A 20,147-nucleotide genomic window follows, 5' to 3' on the forward strand; every position below is an offset into this window, starting at 1 on the left:
TGGTAGCATCGCCGGTGTGAAACTGAGTGTGAGCCTGCCCGAGGCGGACGTCCAGTTCATCGACGAGTACCTGACCCGGTTCGACACGGAGAGCCGCTCGTCGGTGATCCAGTTGGCCATCGGCCTGCTGCGCGAGAACGCCCTGCGCGAGGAGTACGCGGCCGCCTTCGCCGAGTGGGACGGCGGCCCCGACGCCGAGCTGTGGGAGTCCACCGTGGTCGACGCCGAACGCCTGCTGGGAGAACCGGCCCATGCGACGCGGTGACATCCACCTGGTGGACCTCGACCCCACCCGCGGCTCGGAGGCCAACAAGGTCCGCCCCGCCGTGATCGTCAGCAACGACGCCGCCAACCAGGCCGCCCAGCGCTTCGGCCGGGGCGTGGTCACCGTCGTCCCGATCACCTCGAACACCGCCCGGGTGTTCCCCTTCCAGGTCTTGCTCCCCGGCGCCGACTGCGGCCTGCTCGCCGACTCGAAGGCCCAGGCCGAACAGGTCCGCTCCATCGCCGCCTCCCGCCTCCACCGCAGACTCGGCCGCGTCCCGGGCCCCCTGCTCAAGGCCCTCGACGACGCGCTGCGAATCCACTTAGGTCTCTGACCGGCGGATGCCCCGCGCGCCGCTGGTGGGTGGCTTGGTCGCCCGTGCGCTCCGCGTCGCCGCACGGCCTGGCCGCGCGATCGGCAGGAAGATGACCGACCAGCCACCACCCCGGTGGTCGGCAGCGCGATTCCCGCCATCCGCCCGTTGCGGTCACTCGGCTTGGTGCGCTCCGCATGGTCGGCCGCGCGACCTGGCAGTGCTGGGCGCTCTCGGCTGACACACGAGTGGACTGTCCGCGCGTTGGTTGTGGCTGTGCGCCTCGACCGCGACCGCTCGCGCGCCGTCCTGACAGGTCGTCCTCGGCTCGTCGCTGTGCTCGTCGCTGTGCTGGTCGTTCGGCGGTCGAGGGTGTGTGGTGTCCACTTGGGGTGTGGTCGGGTGGATCTTGCTGTGCATCGCCGGTGAATCGGGGGCTGAACCTGAGCGTGCGCTGTGAATGACCCGGACCGGTGAACCCGTCACCGGGCGGTCACGTAGGCCCCGGTGTATCCCTGAACTGACACCGAGGAGGCTCAGCGTGACCGTTGTCGACCCCACCACAGTCGACCAGGCGCCCACCCAGCAGGTTGGGGGTGCGGCGGCGAGCAGGCGGCAGGTCCTGTGCGGCTTGATGGTCGCGCTCGTGGCCCCGGGCGTGCTCGCGGCCTGTAGTTCCGGCGGCTCCGGTGGCACCACCACGACCACCACCCCAGCGGCAGGCACCACCGGTGGTGCCACCGGCGGTGCCACCACCGGCGGCTCGAGCGGTGCCAGTGGCGCCCTGAGCACCGTGTCGGCCATCCCGGACGGCGGGGGAGTGCTGGTGGCGAACCCGTCCGGCGGGCAGATCCTGCTCGTCCGCTCGGGCACCACCGTCAAGGCGTTCGACCCGTCCTGCCCGCACCAGGGCGCGACCGTCGACCCGCCGCAGGGTGGGGTGATCACCTGCCCCCGGCACAACAGCACCTTCAACGCGAGCACCGGTGCCCGAACCGGCGGCCCCAGCCCGTCCGGGCTGAAGACGATCAACGTCGCCGTGCAGGGTGACAACGTCGTGCTGGCCTGAACCCCGGCGCACCCCTGGTGACCCGCTGTCCACAGTGGACGCTAGGGGTGCGCCGGACGGTCTCCGGCGGCAGGGCCGTTCGGGTTATGGATTCACCGGATCGGCGGTGGTTGAGTCAAGGTCAACCATCGGCCGACCCGGGAGGCCACCCATGCCAACCACCCGACTGCTCGCGAGCGTCCTGCTCGCCGCGGGCCTGGTCACCATCCCCCAGTTCAGCCCGACCGCCGCGGCCGACGACCGGCCGACCGCCGTCGTGTCCCTCGGTGACAGCGCGATCTCCGGTGAGGGCGCGGGCGACTACGAGGCGGGCACCCGCGGCGAGAACGGCGACTGGTGCCACCGTTCCGCCAACGCCCTGATCCACCAGACCACCGTCGCCCAGCGCACCGTCAACCTCGCCTGCTCCGGCGCCGACTCGGCCGACGTGTCCCTCGCCGACACCACCCACTACGGCGAGGGCTCCCAGGCGCGGCGGCTGATCGACGTCGCCCGGTCCAACCGGGTGCTGGCCGTCGTCCTCCAGGTCGGCGCGAACGACGACCCCGCCTTCGCCGACACCCTGCTCGGCTGTATCAAGCGGTGGATCAACCCGTTCGGCCCCGGCTGCGCGCAGGACCTCCGCACCCAGTGGCCTGCTCGGCTCGCCGCGATGGCGCCGAAGGTCGAGAAGGCCGTCGCCGACATCAAAACCGCCATGCGCCAGGCCGGGTACGCCGACGGCGACTACCGGTTCGTCATCACCTCGTACGCCTCGCCGATCACCGAGAAGATGGACGCGATCAAGCACGGCCCGCAGGGCTGCCCGCTCCGCCTCGACGACGCCGCCTACGGCCGCACCGAGGCCGTCCCGCAGTTCGCCGACGCCTTCCGCGCCATCGCCGCGCGCACCGGACTGTCCTACTTGGACTTCTCGCGAGCCACCGAGGCGCATGAGGCGTGCAGCGGCGGCGACAGCACCGCCACCGAGTGGCAGAACCGCGTCGTCGTCGACCCGTACGCCTGGGTCTACGGCGGCCTCGACTCGGTCGGCATCCACATGGCCCAGCAGTCCTTCCACCCCAACGCCCGCGGTCACGCCCAACTCGGCCGCTGCCTCACCGAGTTCCTCGGCACCCAAGCGCAGGCCGCCCGCTGCCTGACAGGCTCGGATGGCGCCCTCCATGCCGTAGCCTGACCTGCGAAGACCGCCCGCCGAGTGGTGCCGGGTGCGGTGACTGTCGGTCCCCCGCCGTAGTGTTGTCGTCGTGGCCGACCCGTCCACCTACCGACCCTCACCCGGCACCATCCCGGACGCCCCAGGCGTGTACAAGTTCCGGGATCCGACCCGCCGGGTGATCTACGTCGGCAAGGCGAAAAGCCTGCGCGGCAGGCTCAACTCGTACTTCGCCGACGTCGCCTCGCTGCACCCGCGCACCCGGCAGATGGTGACCACCGCCGCGAGCGTGGAGTGGACCGTCGTGTCCACCGAGGTCGAGGCGCTGCAACTGGAGTACAACTGGATCAAGGAGTTCGACCCGCGGTTCAACGTCCGCTACCGCGACGACAAGTCGTACCCGGTGCTGGCGGCGACCCTCGGCGAGGAGTTCCCCCGGCTGCACGTCTACCGCGGCCCGCGCCGCAAGGGCGTGCGCTACTTCGGCCCGTACGCGCACGCCTGGGCGATCCGGGAGACGCTGGACCTGCTGCTGCGCGTGTTCCCGGCCCGCACCTGCTCCACGGGCGTGTTCCGGCGGCACGGCCAGATCGGCCGCCCCTGCCTGCTCGGCTACATCGACAAGTGCTCCGCGCCGTGCGTGAGCCGGGTCAGCGCGGACGAGCACCGCGCCATCGTCGAGGACTTCTGCGACTTCCTCTCCGGCAAGACCGACGCCATGGTCAAGCGGCTGGAGAAGGAGATGGCCGTCGCCGCCGAGGAGTTGGAGTTCGAGCGGGCGGCCCGGCTGCGCGACGACATCGGGGCGCTGCGCCGCGCGCTGGAGAAGCAGGCCGTGGTGCTCGGCGACGGCACCGACGCCGACGTGGTCGCCTTCGCGTTCGACGAGCTGGAGGCCGCGGTCCAGGTCTTCCACGTTCGCGGCGGCCGGGTCCGCGGCCAGCGCGGCTGGGTGATCGACCGGCTCGACGACGGCGACGAGCAGTCCCCGGTGGCGAACCTGGTCGACCGGTTCCTCAGCCAGTTCTACGGCGACCAGGCCGACTTCCAGCAGGCGGGCGGTGAGGAGACCAGCCCGGTCCCGCGCGAGGTGCTGGTCCCGGAGCTGCCCGAGGACGCCGACGCGGTCGCCGACTGGCTCTCCGGCCTGCGTGGCGCCAAGGTCGCCCTGCGGGTCCCGCAGCGCGGCGACAAGCGGGCGCTGATGGAGACCGTCGAGCGCAACGCGAAAGAGGCGTTCACCCAGCACAAGCTGCGCCGCGCGGGTGACCTCACCGCCCGCTCGGCCGCGCTGCAGGAGCTGCAGGACGCCCTGGGCCTGGACTCCGCGCCGCTGCGCATCGAGTGCGTCGACATCAGCCACAACCAGGGCAGCGACGTGGTCGCCTCGCTGGTGGTGTTCGAGGACGGCCTGGCCCGCAAGTCCGAGTACCGCCGCTTCGCCATCCGCGAGGCCGCCACCGAGGGCGACGTCGCCTCCATCGCCGAGGTGGTCCGCCGCCGGTTCAGCAAGGTCGCCCCCACCCAGGACCGACTCGACCAGCGCCGCGCGGACGACCCCACGGCTGTTCAGGGCAGTGCGGATCAGGTCGGCCGACCAGGCGAGCCGTCCGGTCCGGTCGCGGTGCCCGAGCCCCGGCCCGGGATCGACCCGGAGACCGGCAGGCCGCGCCGGTTCGCCTACCCGCCCAACCTGCTGGTGGTCGACGGCGCGGGCCCGCAGGCCAACGCCGCCGCCGACGTCCTCGCCGACCTCGGGGTCACCGATGTCGCCGTGATCGGCCTGGCCAAGCGGCTGGAGGAGGTGTGGCTGCCCGCCGACCCGGAGCCCGCCATCCTGCCGCGCACCAGCGAGGCGCTCTACCTGCTGCAGCGGGTCCGCGACGAGGCGCACCGGTTCGCCATCACCTACCACCGGCAGAAGCGGTCGAAGAAGCTCACCGCGTCCGCGCTGGACGACATCCCCGGCCTGGGGCAGGGCCGCAAATCGGTGCTGATCAAGCACTTCGGCTCGCTCAAGCGGCTGCGGGACGCCAGCATCGACGAGATCAGCGGGGTCCCCGGCATCGGGGTGGCCACCGCGAAGGCAGTGCACAGCGCGCTGGCGGACGAGCCCGCCGCGCCGAAGGCAGGGGAACAGCAGCAGTGAGCAGCGAAACGGGCGGCCCCGGCATCGAGGTCGCCGTCGTCACCGGTCTGTCCGGGGCGGGCCGCAGTACCGCGGCCAAGTGCCTGGAGGACCTCGGCTGGTTCGTCGTGGACAACCTGCCGCCGGAGTTGATCTCCACCATGGTCGAGCTCGGCGCCCAGGCGCGCGGCGTGATCACCAAGGTCGCCGTGGTGATGGACGTGCGCTCGCGCGCCTTCACCGAGGACCTGTCGGCCATCATCAAGGACCTCGACGCGCGCGGCTACCGGCCGAGGGTGCTGTTCCTGGAGGCCACCACCGACGTGCTGGTCCGCCGGTTCGAGCAGGTCCGCCGCGGCCACCCGATGCAGGGCGAGGGCAGGCTCATCGACGGCATCGCCGCCGAGCGCGAATTGCTGCGCCCGCTGCGCGAGGAGGCCGACCTCATCCTGGACACCTCCACGCTGTCGGTGCACCAGTTGCGCGCCAAGATCGAGGACGCGTTCGGCTCGGACGCCTCCGCCACCACCCGGGTCACCGTGCTGTCCTTCGGCTACAAGTACGGCCTGCCGATGGACGCCGACCTGGTGATGGACGTCCGCTTCCTGCCCAACCCGTTCTGGATACCCGAGCTCAAGGACCAGACCGGCCGCGACGCCGACGTCCGCAACTACGTGCTGAGCCAGGAGGGCGCCGACGAGTTCCTGGACCGCTACCACGAGCTCCTGCGCCTCATCGGCGCCGGTTACCGCCGCGAGGGCAAGCGCTACCTGACCCTCGCCGTCGGCTGCACCGGCGGCAAGCACCGCAGCGTCGCCATCTCCGAGGAGCTCGCCCGCAGGCTGGCCGACGAGGACGGCATGGCGGTCAAGGTCGTGCACCGCGACCTGGGGCGCGAGTGACCGCACCAGAACCAGGACCGGTCCACCCAACCGAACCCACCCCCGCCGCCGGTGCGCGGCAGGCGGGGGCGGTGCCGCCGCTGCGCGCGGTCGCCCTCGGTGGTGGGCGGGGCCTGCACGTCACGCTCAGCGCGCTGCGGTTGATCACGCCGGACGTCACCGCCGTGGTCACCGTCGCCGACGACGGGGGTTCGTCCGGCAGGCTGCGCCGCGAGCTCGGGCTGCTGCCGCCCGGTGATCTGCGCAAGGCGCTGGTCGCGCTGGCGGCCGAGGACGGGCCGTGGCGCACCGTGTTCGAGCACCGGTTCGGCGGCACCGGTGCGCTGGCCGGGCACGCCGTCGGCAACCTGGTGCTGGCCGGCCTGCTGGAGGTCGTGGGCGACCCGGTCGAGGTGCTGGCCGAGGCGGCGAGGCTGCTCGGCGTGACCGGTCGGGTGCTGCCCATGTCGACCGACCCGCTGGACATCGAGGCCGAGGTCACCGGGCTGGAGGAGGACCCGGCGACGGTCCGGCGGATACGGGGCCAGGTCGCGGTCGCCACCACCCCCGGTCGGGTCCGGCGCATCCGGCTGCACCACGCCGACCGGGTGGGGGAGACGCCCAAGGCGTGCCCGCAGGCGGTCGACGCGGTGCTCGGCGCGGACGTCGTGCTGCTCGGACCGGGGTCCTGGTTCACCAGCGTGCTGCCGCACCTGCTGGTCCCGGAGCTGCACGAGGCGCTTGTCCGGACCACCGCTGCCCGGGTCGTCGTGCTCAACCTCGTCCCCCAACCGGGGGAAACCGCGGGATTCTCGCCGGAGCGCCACCTGGACGTACTCTGCGAGCACGCGCCCCGGCTGCGGGTCGACGCGGTCATCGCCGACGCCGACTCGGTCGCCACCCCGGACCGGCTCCGACGTGCGGCCGCGGCGCTCGGCGCGGACACCTGGCTGGCCTCGGTGGCGGCGGGCCCGACCCCGGACCGGCACGACCCGGCGGCCCTGGCGGACAGCCTGCGCCGGGCGGTCGCCGCGGTGAGGGCGCGCTGAACCCGCCCCGCGGTCGTGGTGGGATGTACCGGCGCCCGTACCCGGGCCAGGAGAGGAGGACCCTGTGGCGATGACCCCCGCGGTGAAGGACGAGCTGAGCAGGCTCGCGGTGTCCAAGACGTGCTGCCGCCGGGCCGAGGTGTCCTCGCTGCTGCGCTTCGCCGGGGGCCTGCACATCGTCGCGGGCCGGGTCGTGGTCGAGGCCGAACTGGACACCGGGTCCGCCGCCCGCAGGCTGCGCAAGGAGATCCACGAGCTCTACGGCCACCACGCCGACGTGCACGTCATCACCTCCGGCGGCCTGCGCAAGGGCACCCGCTACGTGGTGCGCGTGGTCAAGGACGGCGACGGCCTCGCCCGGCAGACCGGCCTGCTCGACCCGCGCGGCCGCCCCGTCCGCGGCCTGCCCGCCCCCGTCGTCTCCGGCGGTGTCTGCGACGCCGAGGCCGCCTGGCGCGGCGCGTTCCTGGCGCACGGCTCGCTCACCGAGCCCGGCCGCTCGTCCGCCCTGGAGATCACCTGCCCCGGCCCCGAGGCCGCCCTGGCGATCGTCGGCGCCGCCCGCCGGATGGGCATCGCCGCCAAGTCCCGCGAGGTCCGCGGCGCCGACCGCGTGGTCGTCCGCGACGGCGACGCCATCGGCGCCCTGCTCACCCGCCTCGGCGCCCACTCCAGCGTGCTCGCCTGGGAAGAACGCCGGATGCGCCGCGAGGTCCGCGCCACCGCCAACCGCCTGGCCAACTTCGACGACGCCAACCTCCGCCGCTCCGCCCGCGCCGCCGTCGCCGCCGCCGCCCGCGTCCAGCGCGCCATGGAGATCCTCGGCCCCGAAGCCCCCGATCACCTGACCGCCGCGGGCGAACTGAGGCTCAAGAACAAACAGGCCTCCCTCGAAGAACTCGGCCAACTCTCCGACCCCCCGATGACCAAGGACGCCGTCGCGGGCCGCATCCGCCGACTCCTGGCCATGGCCGACAAGAGAGCCAAAGACCTCGGCCTCCCCGACACCGAGTCCGCCGTCACCCCCGACATGCTCGAAGCCGACGCCTGACCCCGACCGCCCACACCGGACAACCCACCAACGAGTGTTGTGATCTGGGTCTCGCCCGGTATCTGCGCCCACACCCCGCCCCTCCTGACTACCGGGAGCGCGGGTGCCGCTTGGGGGAGGGGCACCCGTAGGGGGAGTGAAGTGGGGTCCGCCCGGCGTGGGGGCTGGCGGACTCCACTTCGCTGTCTCCAGGAGGTGTTCGCTGCTTCCGCCCTGCCCGCCGACCAACCCCGGCGTGCGACGAGACCCCGCGAAACTGCCCTTGACCTCACCGGACCTGGTCCCGGGCGGCCCCCACCCTTCCCGGGGGGCGTCCCCGAGGCCAGTCTACCGGCGGCGCAAGATCGATAGGGGTGTGTGCCGTTGCCTGTGGACAACTCGGTGGCCTGTGGGCGGTCCGGATGTACCGGTGGGCGGTCCGGACGTTGTTGAGGGCGGCTCCGTGGGGGCGTCGTGATCGTGTTCCTGGCTGAGTCACCAGGGTGTTGTGTTGTCGGGGTGTCGAGTTGACGGTGGTCGGGTAGCGGAGCGTCGAGCCGGTAGTGGGCCGGGTTGGCGCAGGGGGCAGATTGGTGGAGGGCCGAATCGGCAGGGCGTCGGGCTGGCGGGGGCGGATTGGCAGGGCGTCGGTTGGCAGGTCGTCAAGTTGGCAGCGGGCCGGGTTGGCAGGACGTCGGGTTGGCGGGCCGGGTTGGCGGGGCGGTCGGGTTGGCAGTGGGCCGGGTCGGCGGGGCGTCGGGTTGGCGGGGGCCGGGCTGGCGGGGCGGTCGGGTTGGCAGGGCGTCGAGTTGGCGCAGTGTCGAGTCGCCGGAGGAGCGAGTCGCCAGTGGGGTGGGTTGGCGGTGGGGCACGTCGCCAGTGGGGTGGATTGGGCCGTGGGGCGGGTTGGGGAGGGCCGGCGGAGCTTCGGGTTGGGAGTGGACAAGCCGACAGATGGGCAGCTTGATCCGTGGGTGGGTTTGCGGAGGGTTTGCACAGTGCTGAGTCGCCCAAGGGGTGGGTCGGCAGCGGGGTGAGTTGGCAGCGGGGCAGGTTGACCGGGTGGGCAGCGGGGGAGTTCGTGGGGGCGGGTACGGGTGGGGGTCCGACTGCGTGGTCGTCGAACAGTTGTCCCGGTGACCCCGGGTCTGATTCGATAAAGAGAGACCGCTGACCTCTTGACCTGCGCGCGGTGGCGTGAACGCTAGGGTTCCGGGGAAAGGGCGGGTGCAGCGCCGGGCCAGGACGGTTCGGCTCAATACTGTCGCAGACGAGGAGACCCAGGTGACGGTTCGCGTAGGTGTCAACGGTTTCGGTCGGATCGGTCGCAACTTCTGGCGTGCCGTGCAGGCCAGTGACCACGACATCGAGATCGTGGCCTTCAACGACCTCGGTGACGTGGCGACCATGGCCCACCTGCTGAAGTACGACAGCATCCTGGGCCGGTTGCCGCAGGACGTGTCGGTGACCGCCGAGGGGATCAAGGTCGGCGACACCACCATCAAGGCGCTGGCCGAGCGCGACCCGGGCAAGCTGCCCTGGAAGGACCTCGGCGTCGACGTCGTGGTCGAGTCGACCGGGTTCTTCACCAACGCGGCCGACGCGCGCAAGCACGTGGACGAGGGTGGCGCGAAGAAGGTCATCATCTCCGCCCCGGCCAAGGGTGAGGACCTGACCGTGGTGCTCGGCGCGAACGAGGACAAGTACGACGGGTCGCAGACCGTCATCTCGAACGCCTCCTGCACCACCAACTGCCTGGCGCCGCTGGCGAAGGTGCTGCACGACTCGTTCACCATCGAGCGCGGTCTGATGACCACCATCCACGCGTACACCCAGGACCAGAACCTGCAGGACGCCCCGCACAAGGACCTGCGTCGGGCGCGGGCGGCCGCGTTGAACATCGTGCCGACGTCGACCGGTGCGGCGAAGGCGATCGGGCTGGTGCTGCCGGAGCTCAACGGCAAGTTGGACGGTTACGCGCTGCGCGTCCCGGTGCCGACCGGCTCGGCCACCGACCTGACCGTGAACCTGGGGCGCGATGTGACCCTGGACGAGGTCAACGCCGCCTACCAGGCCGCCGCGGAGGGCGCGCTCAAGGGCATCCTGCGCTACAACACCGACCCGATCGTGTCGGCGGACATCGTGACCGACCCGGCGTCGTGCATCTACGACTCGCCGCTGACCAAGGTCAACGGCAACCAGGTCAAGGTCGTCGGCTGGTACGACAACGAGTGGGGCTACTCCAACCGCCTCGCCGACCTGACCGCGCTCGTCGCCTCGAAGCTCTGAGGACCCGGTTTTGAAGACTCTCGACGACCTGCTCGCCGAGGGCGTTGCCGGTCGGCGCGTGCTGGTGCGCGCCGACCTGAACGTCCCGCTGGACGGCGACAAGATCACCGACGACGGCCGGGTGCGCGCGTCGCTGCCGACCATCTCCCGGCTCGCCGACGCGGGGGCCCGGGTCGTGGTGGCCGCCCACCTCGGTCGCCCCAAGGGCGCCCCGGAGGCCAAGTACTCGCTGGCGCCGGTCGCCGCCCGGCTGGGTGAGCTGCTGGGCCGCCCGGTGGCACTGGCCACCGACGTCGTCGGCCCGTCCGCTCGGTCCACTGTGGACGCACTGGTCGACGGTGGCGTCGCGCTGCTGGAGAACGTGCGCTTCGACCCGAGGGAAACCAGCAAGGACGCCGGTGAGCGGGCCGTGCTGGCCGACGAGTTCGCCGCGCTGGCCGACGCGTTCGTGTCCGACGGTTTCGGTGTCGTGCACCGCAAGCAGGCCTCGGTCTACGACGTGGCGGGCAAGCTCCCCGCGTACGCCGGTGGCCTGGTCCTCGCCGAGGTCGACGTGCTCAAGCGGCTCACCGGTGACCCGGCCCGGCCGTACGTGGTCGTGCTCGGCGGGTCCAAGGTGTCGGACAAGCTCGCCGTCATCGAGTCGCTGCTGCCGAAGGTGGACCGGATCCTCGTCGGCGGCGGCATGTGCTTCACCTTCCTCGCCGCCGAGGGACTGGGGGTCGGTGACTCGCTGCTGGAAGCCGACATGATCGACACCTGCAAGCGGCTGCTGGCCGAGCACCCGGACAAGATCGTGCTGCCCGCGGACATCGTCATCGCCGACGACTTCTCCGCCGAGGCGAACACGCACACCGTGCTCGCCGCCAACATCCGCGAGGGCTGGAAGGGCCTGGACGTCGGCCCGATCACCGTGGAGCGCTACGCGGAGGTCGTCGCGGACGCGGGCACCGTGTTCTGGAACGGCCCGATGGGCGTGTTCGAGTTGGCACCGTTCGCCGAGGGCACCCGTGGTGTGGCTCAGGCGATCGTCGACTCGTCGGCGTTCTCCGTGGTCGGCGGCGGCGACTCGGCGGCCGCGGTGCGGCTGTTGGGCCTGCCCGAGGACGGGTTCTCGCACATCTCCACCGGCGGCGGCGCGTCGCTGGAGTACCTGGAGGGCAAGGACCTTCCTGGCGTCTCCGTCTTGGAGGGCTGATGGCCAGGCAGGTATTGATCGCCGGTAACTGGAAGATGAACCTCAACCACCTCGAGGCCATCGCCCTGGTGCAGAAGATCGCGTTCTCGCTGCCGGAGAAGTACTTCGCCAAGGTCGAGGTGGCGGTGCTGCCGCCGTTCACCGACATCCGGTCGATCCAGACCATGGTCGACGGCGACAAGCTGCTCATCCGGTACGGCGCGCAGGACGTCTCCCGCTACGACTCCGGCGCCTACACCGGCGAGATCTCCGGCCTGATGCTGGCCAAGCTGGGCTGCAGCTACGTCACCGTCGGGCACTCCGAGCGGCGCGAGTACCACGGCGAGACCGACGAACTGGTCAACGCGAAGGTCAAGGCGGCGCTCAAGCACGGCATCACCCCGATCCTCTGCCTCGGCGAGAAGGTCGAGGTCCGCGAGTCGGGCGGGCACGTCGAGCACTGCGTCGAGCAGCTCATCGCCGGTCTCAAGGGGCTGAAGGCGGAGCAGGCGGGCAAGGTCGTCGTCGCCTACGAGCCGGTCTGGGCCATCGGCACCGGCAAGGTCGCCACGGCCGCCGACGCGCAAGAGGTGTGCAAGGCGTTGCGCGGCGCCCTGGCCGAGAAGTACGGCGACGAGGTGGCCGGGGGCGTGCGTGTCCTCTACGGCGGCTCGGTGAAATCCGGCAACATCGGTGAACTGGTCGCCCAGGAGGACGTCGACGGCGCGTTGGTCGGCGGCGCCAGCCTGCAGGCCGACGAGTTCACCAAGCTGTGCGCGATGGCGGCGGGCGGACCGCTGCCGTAACCCGTTCACGCAGGTCGGAGCGCCGGGGAGTGATCAGCCCCGGCGCTTTTCGGCTATTCGGGGGGTGTGCGGATGCACGTGCCGATGAATTCTCGGGCCGGATCGGGGAAATCCGGTAATCGGATCGGCACGCCGGGTCGGGGCGGTGGTCGAACACGGCGAGGTCACCAGGTAATCTGGGGCCTCAACCGAACGACCGCGAGGACCCGATGATTCTGACGCTGCAGATCGCTCTGATCGTTTCCAGCCTTCTGCTCATCCTGCTGGTGCTGCTGCACCGGGGTCGGGGTGGCGGTTTGTCCTCGCTGTTCGGCGGCGGCATGCAGTCCAGCCTCTCCGGGTCCAGCGTGGTCGAGAAGAACCTCGACCGGGTCACGCTGTTCGTCGGCGCGGTCTGGGTCATCTGCGTCGTCGGCCTCGGCCTGCTGGTCAAGATCAGCTGAGTCGGCGCGTGCGGCTGGTTGGAGATCCGACGCGGGCATCCGCGTCGAACCACGTGGTGGGGGTGTGAACATCAATGGCCGGTGGTAACGCGATCCGGGGTACCCGGGTCGGTGCTGGTCCCATGGGAGAGTCCGAGCGCGGCGAGTCGGCGCCCCGGCAGCGGGTGTCCTACTGGTGCGCCAACGGACACGAATCCCGTCCGTCCTTCGCGCTGGACGCGGAGAAGCCCGAGTCCTGGGACTGCCCGCGCTGCGGCCTGCCCGCGGGCCTCGACGAACAGGCGCCGCCGAAGGCCCCGCGCAACGAGCCCTACAAGACGCACCTCGCCTACGTGAAGGAGCGCCGCTCCGACGCCGACGGCGAGGCCATCCTGGCCGAGGCACTGGCCAAACTCCGCGCCAAGCGCGAGGGCTGAGCTCGGGTGGCAACCGGTCGACGGGCCCGTACCCCCGGTTGGGGGCGCGGACCCGTCGGCTGTTCGGGGTGCGGGTCAGGTGGGTGGCGGGGGCGGTTGCTGCGGGTCAGTTGGGCGGCCTGTGGATCGGGGGCGTTGTAGCCGCGGCAGGTGCCAGCCGTTGGCTGTTTAGTCGCGGACCGCGGGGCCGTTGCCGTGCCAAGCGTCGTAGGTCGGTGGGCAGTCTGCGGATCGCGGGGTGGTTGCCACGGTCGGCGCTGCCCGCTGGTTGTGGGGCCTGGGGATGGTGGGGGCGGTTGCCGCGGCAGGCGCTGCTCGTCGGCTGTTGAACCTGCGGATCGCGGGGGTCGTTGCCGCGCCAAGCGCAGGTTGGGCGGGCCGGTTGTCCACAGGGTGCTGGGTTGTCCACAGCGGGGCGTTGGGTGCTCTTGACAGGTCGGCCGGTGCGCTACGTTCAGGAATGGGCCCCCGAACCCCGGGTGGGTGGGCTCTGGGTGGCGGATGGTGGGGTGGATCGGCAAGTGCTCGATCGGGGGGGGCTTGCGGGATCTGGCGGGGTCTTGCGGGATCCGGCAGGGGTGTGCGGCGAGCGTGTGGGGAGCGTGCGAAGGGCCCGCGACCCCGGGGTGGGGTGCGGGCCCTTCGCTGGGCGGGACTAGTACTGGAACTCGCTGATGAGGGTGCGGAGGTCGGCTGAGGCGTCGTTGAGGGTGCGGGCGGTGCGTTGGGCGGCGCCCGCGGCGGAGCTGGTGTCCTCGGTGGCGCGGGCCAGGCCGCCGATGCCGTCGCCGATCTGGACGACGGCGGTGGCGGTTTCGTGGACGTTGCGGCTCATCTCGGCCGTGGTGGCGGTCTGCTCCTCGACGGCGGCGGCGATGACGGTTTGGGTGTCGCAGATGGAGCTGACGACCTGGCCGATCTGGTGGATGGCCGAGGTGGCTTCCGCGGAGCCCTGTTCGATGGCCTTGATCCGGCGGGTGATGTCCTCCGTCGCGGTGGCGGTCTGCTGGGCCAGTTCCTTGACCTCACCGGCCACGACCGCGAAGCCCTTGCCGGACTCGCCCGCGCGGGCGGCCTCGATGGTCGCGTTCAGGGCCAGCAGGTTGGTCTGCTCGGCGATGGAGCTGATCAGCTTGACCACGGTGCCGATCTCGGCGGTGGCGTCACCCAGGGCGGCGACGGCCTGGTTGGCGGTCTCGGTGTCGCGGACGCCCTCGTTGGCGACGTCGGCGGCGCGGCTGGCGTTCTGGGTGATCTCGTCGATCGCGGCGCGCATCTGCTCGGAGGCACCGGCCATGGCGGTGACCATGGAGGACACCTGGGTGGCGGTGGCGTTGATCGAGCTGGCCTCGATGCTGGTCGCGCCCGCGGTGTCGGCGAGCTTGCCGCTGACCGTGGTGAGCTCGTGGGAGGCCCCGGCGACCTCGTCGGCGCGGGCGGCGACCCGGCTGATCAGGCCCTGGGTGCGCTCGGCGACCTGGTTGAACCCGGTGGCCACCTCGCCGAGCTCGTCGGACCGGTCGGCCTCGATGCGCTTGGTGAGGTCACCGCCCGCGATGGCGGCGAGCCCGGCCCGCAGGTTGCCCAGCGGGCGGGTGATCGAGCGGACCAGCAGCACGGTCATCACCAGACCGGCCAGGAACGCGGCGCAGGCCAGCAGGATGGTGGTCAGCTTGCTGCTCGCGGCCAGGTCCTGGGCGTCGGTCGCGGTCTGCGCCGACTCGTTGTCGACGTCGCTGAGCAGCGTGTCGATGCCCGTGGCGATCTTGTTGTAGATCTGGATCTCGGTGACCGCGACCTGGTCGTTGGCCTTCACGTAGTTGGCCCACACGCCGGTGCGGTACTCGGCGACGATCTGGTTGTCGAGCGCCATGAACTGGTCGAACAGGTCGCCGACGGCCTTGGCGTCCTTCTCCTGGTCCGAGTCGAGGCCGAAGGCGATGAGCGCGGCCAGCTCGGTTTTGAACGCGGCGGCCGACTTGAGGAAGGACGCCCGGGAGTCGCCGATGTCGGCGCTGGCGTTGGCGACGCCGCGCAGCACGTCGAAGGCGTAGGCGGTCTGCCAGCCGTTGAAGTCGCCGGAGCGGAACTTCACCTGCATGGCCAGTTGGGTCAGGTCCCGCGACCGGGCTATCTTGGCCGCCGCGTCCCGCTCGCGGTCGATACCGGACACCGCGACCGTGGCCAAGGCGGCCAACAGCACCAGCAGGACCGCCATCGACGCCCCCACCCGGACCCCGACCCGCAGGTTTCTGATTCGCTTCAGCATGTGGCACCAGTTCCCACTCGCGCGGTCTCCCGCGGGTCCAGAGACGAAGGTGCCCGGCCGTTCGGCGAAGGTCAGCGGTGACTGAGGCGATGCACCCGAGATACCCCGATCGCGCTACCGGGATCACCCGGCCGGTCATCCCGCGAGTGGGTACCGGGCTCGCACCTCGAATCCACCCTCGGCCGTCGGGCCCGCGTCGAGGCTGCCGCCGAGCAGGCCCGCGCGCTCGCGCAACCCGAGCAGACCGTGCCCGCCGGAGGGCAGCGTGCCGGGGTGGTGGCGGCGCGGCGCCTCGTTCGTGATGGCGACGACCAGAGCGTCCGACTCGGCCCGCACCCGCACCGAGGTGCGCGACCCGGCGGCGTGCTTGCGCACGTTGGTCAGCGCCTCCTGGACCGTCCGGTACGCGGCGCGGGACACCGGGCCGGGCACGTCCGCCGGGCAGGCCTCCATGTAGAGCCGGACATCGGTGTCGCGGACCAGGTCGGCGATGTCGTCGACACCGGGCTGGGCCTCGTCGTCGTCCACCCCGGACCGCAGCACGCCGACCAGTTCGCGCAGCTCCTCCAGGGTGCGGGTGCTCAGCGCGCGGATGGTCTCGGCGGCCTCCCTGGTGGCCGGGTCGGGCAGGTCGACCTGCATGGCGCCCGCCTGCATCGCGATCAGCGTCACCTGGTGCGACACGACGTCGTGCATCTCGCGGGCCAGCTTCGCCCGTTCCGCGGAGCGGACGGTGGCCGCGTGCAGCCGCTTCTCCCGCTCCCGGCTGCGCGCCAGCTCCCGGATCCGGGTGGACAGCTCCTGGCGGACCGCGATGAGCAGCCCGATGGCCACCGGCATCCCGGCGACCAGGATGCCGTAGATCGCGTCCGAGATGTGCTCGCGCCAGGTCAGCGCCAGGAAGTCCGACCACGGCCAGAGCACGAACCGGCACAGCGCGACCAGCACCGCGCCCGCCACCGTGCGCCAACCGACCAGCGACCGCTTGGCCAGCGTGCCCAGCGCGATCATCGCCGCCAACTGCGACCAGCCGAAGAAGAACCCGGGGATGGTGATCAGGACCGCGGTGAACGGCAGGTGCCTGCGGGTCAGCATCGCGGGCAGCGCCAGCCAGGACAGCCAGATCGAGTACATCGGCACGTCGTGCGGCGGGACCAGCCACACGTCCAGGGTGGCCACCAGCAGCGCGAGCGCGTCCGAGGACAGGTCGCGCACCCGTTTGCGCTCCCGCCAGAGCGCCAGCCGCGGGGGTAACCGGAACCGGCCGAGCAGCCCGGTCGGCAGCCGCACGGCGGTGCGCGCCACCCGGTCCAGCACGGCCGTGGGGGCCTCGGAACCGACGCTGTCCGGCGTCAGCATGGGGGCGACCAGCGCGCCACCTCCTCCTGGGTCCTGGCTTGCCTGGTCGGCGCCGCCCGCGGCCGCCGGTGGGGTTTCCCGCAGGTCGGCGCGGTCGTGCGCACCCGCTCGCGGGGAAGGGACGGCTTCCGGGGCGTTACCATTCTCCCGGTCCCGGGCCTTCCGGCGCTGGCGCTGTGGCATGGAACGCCCTTCCTGCGACGACGTGCTGCGGCCAGGTGTCGTCACCCATCAAGACAGACAACCCCGGCCACGGGACGGCACCCGCACAACAACTGTGCGGGAGCAAACGCACGGTGCCCGTTCGGAGCAAGAGGGGAGGGAGCCCACCCGTGGTGCGCACGCTCGTCGTCGACAACCACGACTCCTTCACCTACAACCTCGTCCAGGCCCTCGCCGCGATCAGCGGCAGGCGACCGGAGGTGGTCCGCAACGACGCGGACCTCGACCCGGCCACGCTGCGCGGGTACGACGGCGTGGTGATCTCCCCGGGTCCCGGACATCCTGGCGTGCCTGGCGATCTGGGCCTCAGCCGGGCCGTGCTCGCCGCCGCCGACCAGCCGGTGCTCGGGGTGTGCCTCGGTCACCAGGGACTCTGCCTGCTCGGGGGTGCCCGCGTCGAGCACGCGCCGCAGGTTCGGCACGGCAGGCTTTCCCAGATTTCCCACGACGGGCGCGACCTGTTCGCCGGGCTGCCGTCGCCGATGTCCGTTGTGCGGTACCACTCCCTGCACGTGGTCGACCTGCCGCCCGCGTTGGCGGCGACCGCGTGGAGCGACGACGGCGTGCTGATGGGCGTGCGGCACAAGGAACGCCCGGCCTGGGGCGTGCAGTTCCACCCGGAGTCCGTCGCGACCGAGCACGGCACCGCGCTGCTGGCCAACTTCATCGATATGGTCCATCGGTGGCGCGAAGGCCGCCCCAGGGAACGGATTTCCGTCCCGCCGCCGGTGTGTCCGGTCGAGCCCGTCCCGGAACCGGTGGCGCGGGTGCTGGTCGAGAAGATCACCGTGCCGGTCACCGCGGAGGAGGCTTACGCCGCGCTGTACCGGGATTCCCAGCACGCGTTCTGGTTGGACAGCGCGGCGGACGGCCGGTTCTCCTTCCTCGGCGACGCGGGCGGTCCGCTGGCGCGGGTCGCCACCGCGGACGTCGCGGCGCGGACGGTGACGATCACGTCGGCCACCGGGGTGGAGGTCGTCGACGGCGAGTTCCTGGCGTGGCTGGACGCCGACCTCGCCGCGCACCCGGTTTCCGCGCCGGACCTGCCGTTCGACTTCGCCCTCGGCTGGGTCGGCTACCTCGGCTACGAGCTCAAGGCCGAGTGCGGCGGCGAGCAGGCGCACCGGTCCGCCGATCCGGACGCGCAGCTCGTGTTCGCCGATCGGGCACTCGCCTTCGACCACGCCACCGGCGAGGTGTACCTGCTCGCCTTGGCGGGCACCGACAGCACCGACTGGCTGACCGCCACCGCGGCGGCATTGGCGTCGGCTCCCCGGTTGTCCCCGCCCGGTCCGGCCGACATCAGCGTCGGACCGGTGCGCGCCCGGCACGATCGCGACGGCTACCTGGCGATGATCGCCGAGAGCCAGTCCGCCATCCACGACGGCGAGACCTACGAGGTCTGCCTCACCAATGAGATCACCGCCCGCGCCGAACTGGACGTGTGGCCCGCCTACCGGTCGCTGCGCCGCGCCAACCCCGCCCGGCACGGCGCCCTGCTGCGGTTCGGCGGTCTGTCGGTGCTCAGCACGTCGCCGGAGCGGTTCCTGTCGGTCAGCGCCGACGGTGTGGCGGAATCCCGGCCGATCAAGGGCACCCGGCCGCGCGGGCGCACCCCCGCCGAGGACGAGTGGCTGCGCGCGGACCTGGCCACCGGGGAGAAGGACCGCGCGGAGAACCTGATGATCGTCGACTTGGTCCGCAACGACCTCGGCGTGCACGCGGAGACGGGCTCGGTGGCGGTAACCGGGTTGTTCGAGGTCGAGACCCACCCGACGGTGCACCAGTTGGTCAGCACGGTCCGCGCGCGGCTCGCCCCGGGGGTCTCCGCGGTCCGGTGCGTCCGCGCGGCGTTCCCGCCCGGGTCGATGACCGGGGCGCCCAAGGAACGCACCATGCGGATCATCGACCGGCTCGAACGCGGCCCGCGCGGGGTCTACTCCGGGGTCATCGGCTACTTCTCGCTCACCGGGGCCGCCGACCTGAGCGTGGTCATCCGGACCCTCGTCGCCCGACCGGGCCAGGTGTCCTTCGGTGTCGGTGGGGCGGTGATCGCCCTGTCCGACCCGGCCGACGAGTACACCGAGACCGTGGTGAAGGCCCGCACGATGCTGGATCTGCTCGGCGTCGACTTCCCGGACCGGGCCGCCGCGCGAGGGTTTGACTGAGGGAAACCGTCCCGTCACGGCCCGTCCCCTTACGGTTGCCACCATCCCGACATGAGCCCATCCCTCTTGTCACGGGCAGGCACCGCCGCACTGGCCTGCTTGACCGCGCTTACCGCGTTCCCCGCGTTGGCCGCCGCGCACCCGCGGCCGCGCGACTTCGACCTCGAGGCCCACCGCGGCGGCATCGGTCTGCGCGTGGAGAGCACGCTCGCGTCCTTCGGCAACGCCATCCAACTCGGCGTCAGCACCCTCGAACTCGACGTCCAGATCACCGTGGACGACAAGGCCGTCGTCGGCCACGACCGCAAGATCGACGGCGGCAAGTGCCGCGACACGGCACCCGTTGTGCCCGGTGACCCCCAGTTCCCGTACGTGGGCAAGTACGTCAACACGCTCACCCTCGCGCAGGTCCGCAGCCTGGACTGCGGGTCGAAGCGGCTGCCGGACTTCCCGGGGCAGGAACTCGTGCCGGGCGCCAAGATGCCGCTGCTGAGCGAGGTGTTCGACCTCGCCCACCGCTACCACTCCGACGTCCACTTCAACGTGGAGACCAAGGTCGAGGCCGGGTCGCCGTCCGAGACCGCGCCGCGGGAGAAGTTCGTCGCGATCACCGCCCGTGAGATCAGGGACGCGGGCGTGGCGAGCCAGGTGACCATCCAGAGCTTCGACTGGGGCTCGCTGATGCTCATGCACCGGGTCAACCCCCGGCTGCCGCTGGTCGCCCTCACCAACTACGACTTCCTGGAGACCGGCAAGCCCGGCAAGTCACCATGGCTCGGCGGCATCGACATCGACGACTTCGGCGGCGACCCGATCGCGGCCATCAAGTCCTTCGGTGCCAGCGCTTTCTCACCCGTGCACGGGTTCCCGCAGGGCGGCACGGTGAACGACCCAGGCTACAAGCCTTATGTGACCGCCGAGATGGTCCGGCACGCGCACGACAACGGCATCAAGGTCATTCCGTGGACCGTGGACGACGTGCCCACGATGTCCAAACTGATCGATGACGGCGTGGACGGGCTGATCACCGATTACCCGGACCGGTTGCGCGCTTTGCTGGCGCGGCGCGGGTTCCGGCTGCCACGGGCCTACCCGTCGCCGTTCGAC

General features: G+C 71.6%; 16 protein-coding genes and 1 pseudogene. 15 read left to right on the forward strand and 2 right to left on the reverse strand.

What is annotated here, in order from left to right:
• The first annotated feature begins 16 nt into the window (after positions 1 to 16).
• From H504_RS35790 to H504_RS0118300, 13 genes are all read left to right on the forward strand, one after another.
• On the forward strand, positions 17 to 265 hold the full coding sequence (locus tag H504_RS35790) for a hypothetical protein (protein WP_035304822.1): 249 nt from the start codon (positions 17 to 19) through the stop codon (positions 263 to 265).
• The gene (locus tag H504_RS0118245) at positions 252 to 599 is read left to right on the forward strand and encodes a type II toxin-antitoxin system PemK/MazF family toxin (RefSeq protein WP_026423945.1); all 348 of its coding nucleotides are present in this window, start codon (positions 252 to 254) and stop codon (positions 597 to 599) included. Before H504_RS35790 ends, H504_RS0118245 begins: the two co-directional genes overlap by 14 nt.
• A gap of 520 nt (positions 600 to 1,119) precedes the next feature.
• A complete protein-coding gene (locus H504_RS0118250) occupies positions 1,120 to 1,647 on the forward strand; it encodes a Rieske (2Fe-2S) protein (protein WP_245614332.1) in 528 nt (175 codons plus the stop codon).
• Positions 1,648 to 1,798: 151 nt separating this feature from the next.
• Positions 1,799 to 2,824, forward strand: a complete 1,026-nt coding sequence (locus H504_RS0118255; RefSeq protein ID WP_026423947.1) for a GDSL-type esterase/lipase family protein — start codon at positions 1,799 to 1,801, stop codon at positions 2,822 to 2,824.
• Positions 2,825 to 2,894: 70 nt separating this feature from the next.
• Complete coding sequence (gene uvrC / locus H504_RS35795) at positions 2,895 to 4,952, forward strand: excinuclease ABC subunit UvrC (RefSeq protein WP_035304825.1); 2,058 nt, start codon at positions 2,895 to 2,897, stop codon at positions 4,950 to 4,952.
• Complete coding sequence (gene rapZ, locus H504_RS0118265) at positions 4,949 to 5,833, forward strand: RNase adapter RapZ (RefSeq protein ID WP_026423948.1); 885 nt, start codon at positions 4,949 to 4,951, stop codon at positions 5,831 to 5,833. Before uvrC ends, rapZ begins: the two co-directional genes overlap by 4 nt.
• A gap of 80 nt (positions 5,834 to 5,913) precedes the next feature.
• Positions 5,914 to 6,861 carry a gluconeogenesis factor YvcK family protein gene (locus H504_RS0118270; RefSeq protein ID WP_026423949.1) on the forward strand — a complete coding sequence of 316 codons (948 nt, stop codon included), beginning with the start codon at positions 5,914 to 5,916 and terminating at the stop codon, positions 6,859 to 6,861.
• Positions 6,862 to 6,925: 64 nt separating this feature from the next.
• The gene (gene whiA, locus H504_RS0118275; RefSeq protein ID WP_026423950.1) at positions 6,926 to 7,912 is read left to right on the forward strand and encodes a DNA-binding protein WhiA; all 987 of its coding nucleotides are present in this window, start codon (positions 6,926 to 6,928) and stop codon (positions 7,910 to 7,912) included.
• Positions 7,913 to 9,175: 1,263 nt separating this feature from the next.
• Entirely contained in the window at positions 9,176 to 10,180 is a 1,005-nt protein-coding gene (gap, locus tag H504_RS0118280; protein WP_026423951.1) for a type I glyceraldehyde-3-phosphate dehydrogenase, read from the forward strand.
• A 10-nt stretch (positions 10,181 to 10,190) separates the two neighbouring features.
• Entirely contained in the window at positions 10,191 to 11,378 is a 1,188-nt protein-coding gene (locus H504_RS0118285) for a phosphoglycerate kinase (RefSeq protein WP_026423952.1), read from the forward strand.
• Entirely contained in the window at positions 11,378 to 12,163 is a 786-nt protein-coding gene (tpiA, locus tag H504_RS0118290; protein WP_026423953.1) for a triose-phosphate isomerase, read from the forward strand. The genes H504_RS0118285 and tpiA overlap by 1 nt, the downstream gene beginning before the upstream one ends.
• Positions 12,164 to 12,372: 209 nt before the next feature.
• A complete protein-coding gene (gene secG / locus H504_RS0118295) occupies positions 12,373 to 12,606 on the forward strand; it encodes a preprotein translocase subunit SecG (RefSeq protein WP_026423954.1) in 234 nt (77 codons plus the stop codon).
• 74 nt (positions 12,607 to 12,680) lie between these two features.
• Complete coding sequence (locus H504_RS0118300) at positions 12,681 to 13,022, forward strand: RNA polymerase-binding protein RbpA (protein ID WP_026316873.1); 342 nt, start codon at positions 12,681 to 12,683, stop codon at positions 13,020 to 13,022.
• A gap of 655 nt (positions 13,023 to 13,677) precedes the next feature.
• On the opposite strand, the gene H504_RS0118305 is transcribed toward H504_RS0118300, so the two are convergent.
• On the reverse strand, positions 13,678 to 15,291 hold the full coding sequence (locus tag H504_RS0118305; protein WP_026423955.1) for a methyl-accepting chemotaxis protein: 1,614 nt from the start codon (positions 15,289 to 15,291) through the stop codon (positions 13,678 to 13,680).
• 135 nt (positions 15,292 to 15,426) lie between these two features.
• A complete protein-coding gene (locus H504_RS0118310; RefSeq protein WP_245614334.1) occupies positions 15,427 to 16,833 on the reverse strand; it encodes a sensor histidine kinase in 1,407 nt (468 codons plus the stop codon).
• A 152-nt stretch (positions 16,834 to 16,985) separates the two neighbouring features.
• On the opposite strand from H504_RS0118310, the gene pabB reads away from it, so the two are divergent.
• Both pabB and H504_RS43200 read left to right on the forward strand, forming a co-directional pair.
• On the forward strand, positions 16,986 to 19,040 hold the full coding sequence (gene pabB, locus H504_RS0118315) for an aminodeoxychorismate synthase component I (RefSeq protein ID WP_026423957.1): 2,055 nt from the start codon (positions 16,986 to 16,988) through the stop codon (positions 19,038 to 19,040).
• A gap of 51 nt (positions 19,041 to 19,091) precedes the next feature.
• Positions 19,092 to 20,135: pseudogene (locus tag H504_RS43200) on the forward strand (glycerophosphodiester phosphodiesterase family protein); the annotation flags it as partial.
• Between the last annotated feature and the right edge of the window lie 12 nt (positions 20,136 to 20,147).

This window comes from Actinokineospora inagensis DSM 44258 (genome assembly GCF_000482865.1).
Lineage (GTDB): Bacteria > Actinomycetota > Actinomycetes > Mycobacteriales > Pseudonocardiaceae > Actinokineospora > Actinokineospora inagensis.

Excerpts from the sequence above, each read along its gene's own strand:
- H504_RS0118305 (WP_026423955.1), bottom strand. The coding sequence starts at position 15,291 with ATGCTGAAGCGAATCAGAAACCTGCGGGTCGGGGTCCGGGTGGGGGCG.
- H504_RS0118245 (WP_026423945.1), top strand. The coding sequence starts at position 252 with ATGCGACGCGGTGACATCCACCTGGTGGACCTCGACCCCACCCGCGGC.
- H504_RS0118255 (WP_026423947.1), top strand. The coding sequence starts at position 1,799 with ATGCCAACCACCCGACTGCTCGCGAGCGTCCTGCTCGCCGCGGGCCTG.
- H504_RS0118310 (WP_245614334.1), bottom strand. The coding sequence starts at position 16,833 with ATGCCACAGCGCCAGCGCCGGAAGGCCCGGGACCGGGAGAATGGTAAC.
- H504_RS0118300 (WP_026316873.1), top strand. The coding sequence starts at position 12,681 with ATGGCCGGTGGTAACGCGATCCGGGGTACCCGGGTCGGTGCTGGTCCC.
- secG (WP_026423954.1), top strand. The coding sequence starts at position 12,373 with ATGATTCTGACGCTGCAGATCGCTCTGATCGTTTCCAGCCTTCTGCTC.
- tpiA (WP_026423953.1), top strand. The coding sequence starts at position 11,378 with ATGGCCAGGCAGGTATTGATCGCCGGTAACTGGAAGATGAACCTCAAC.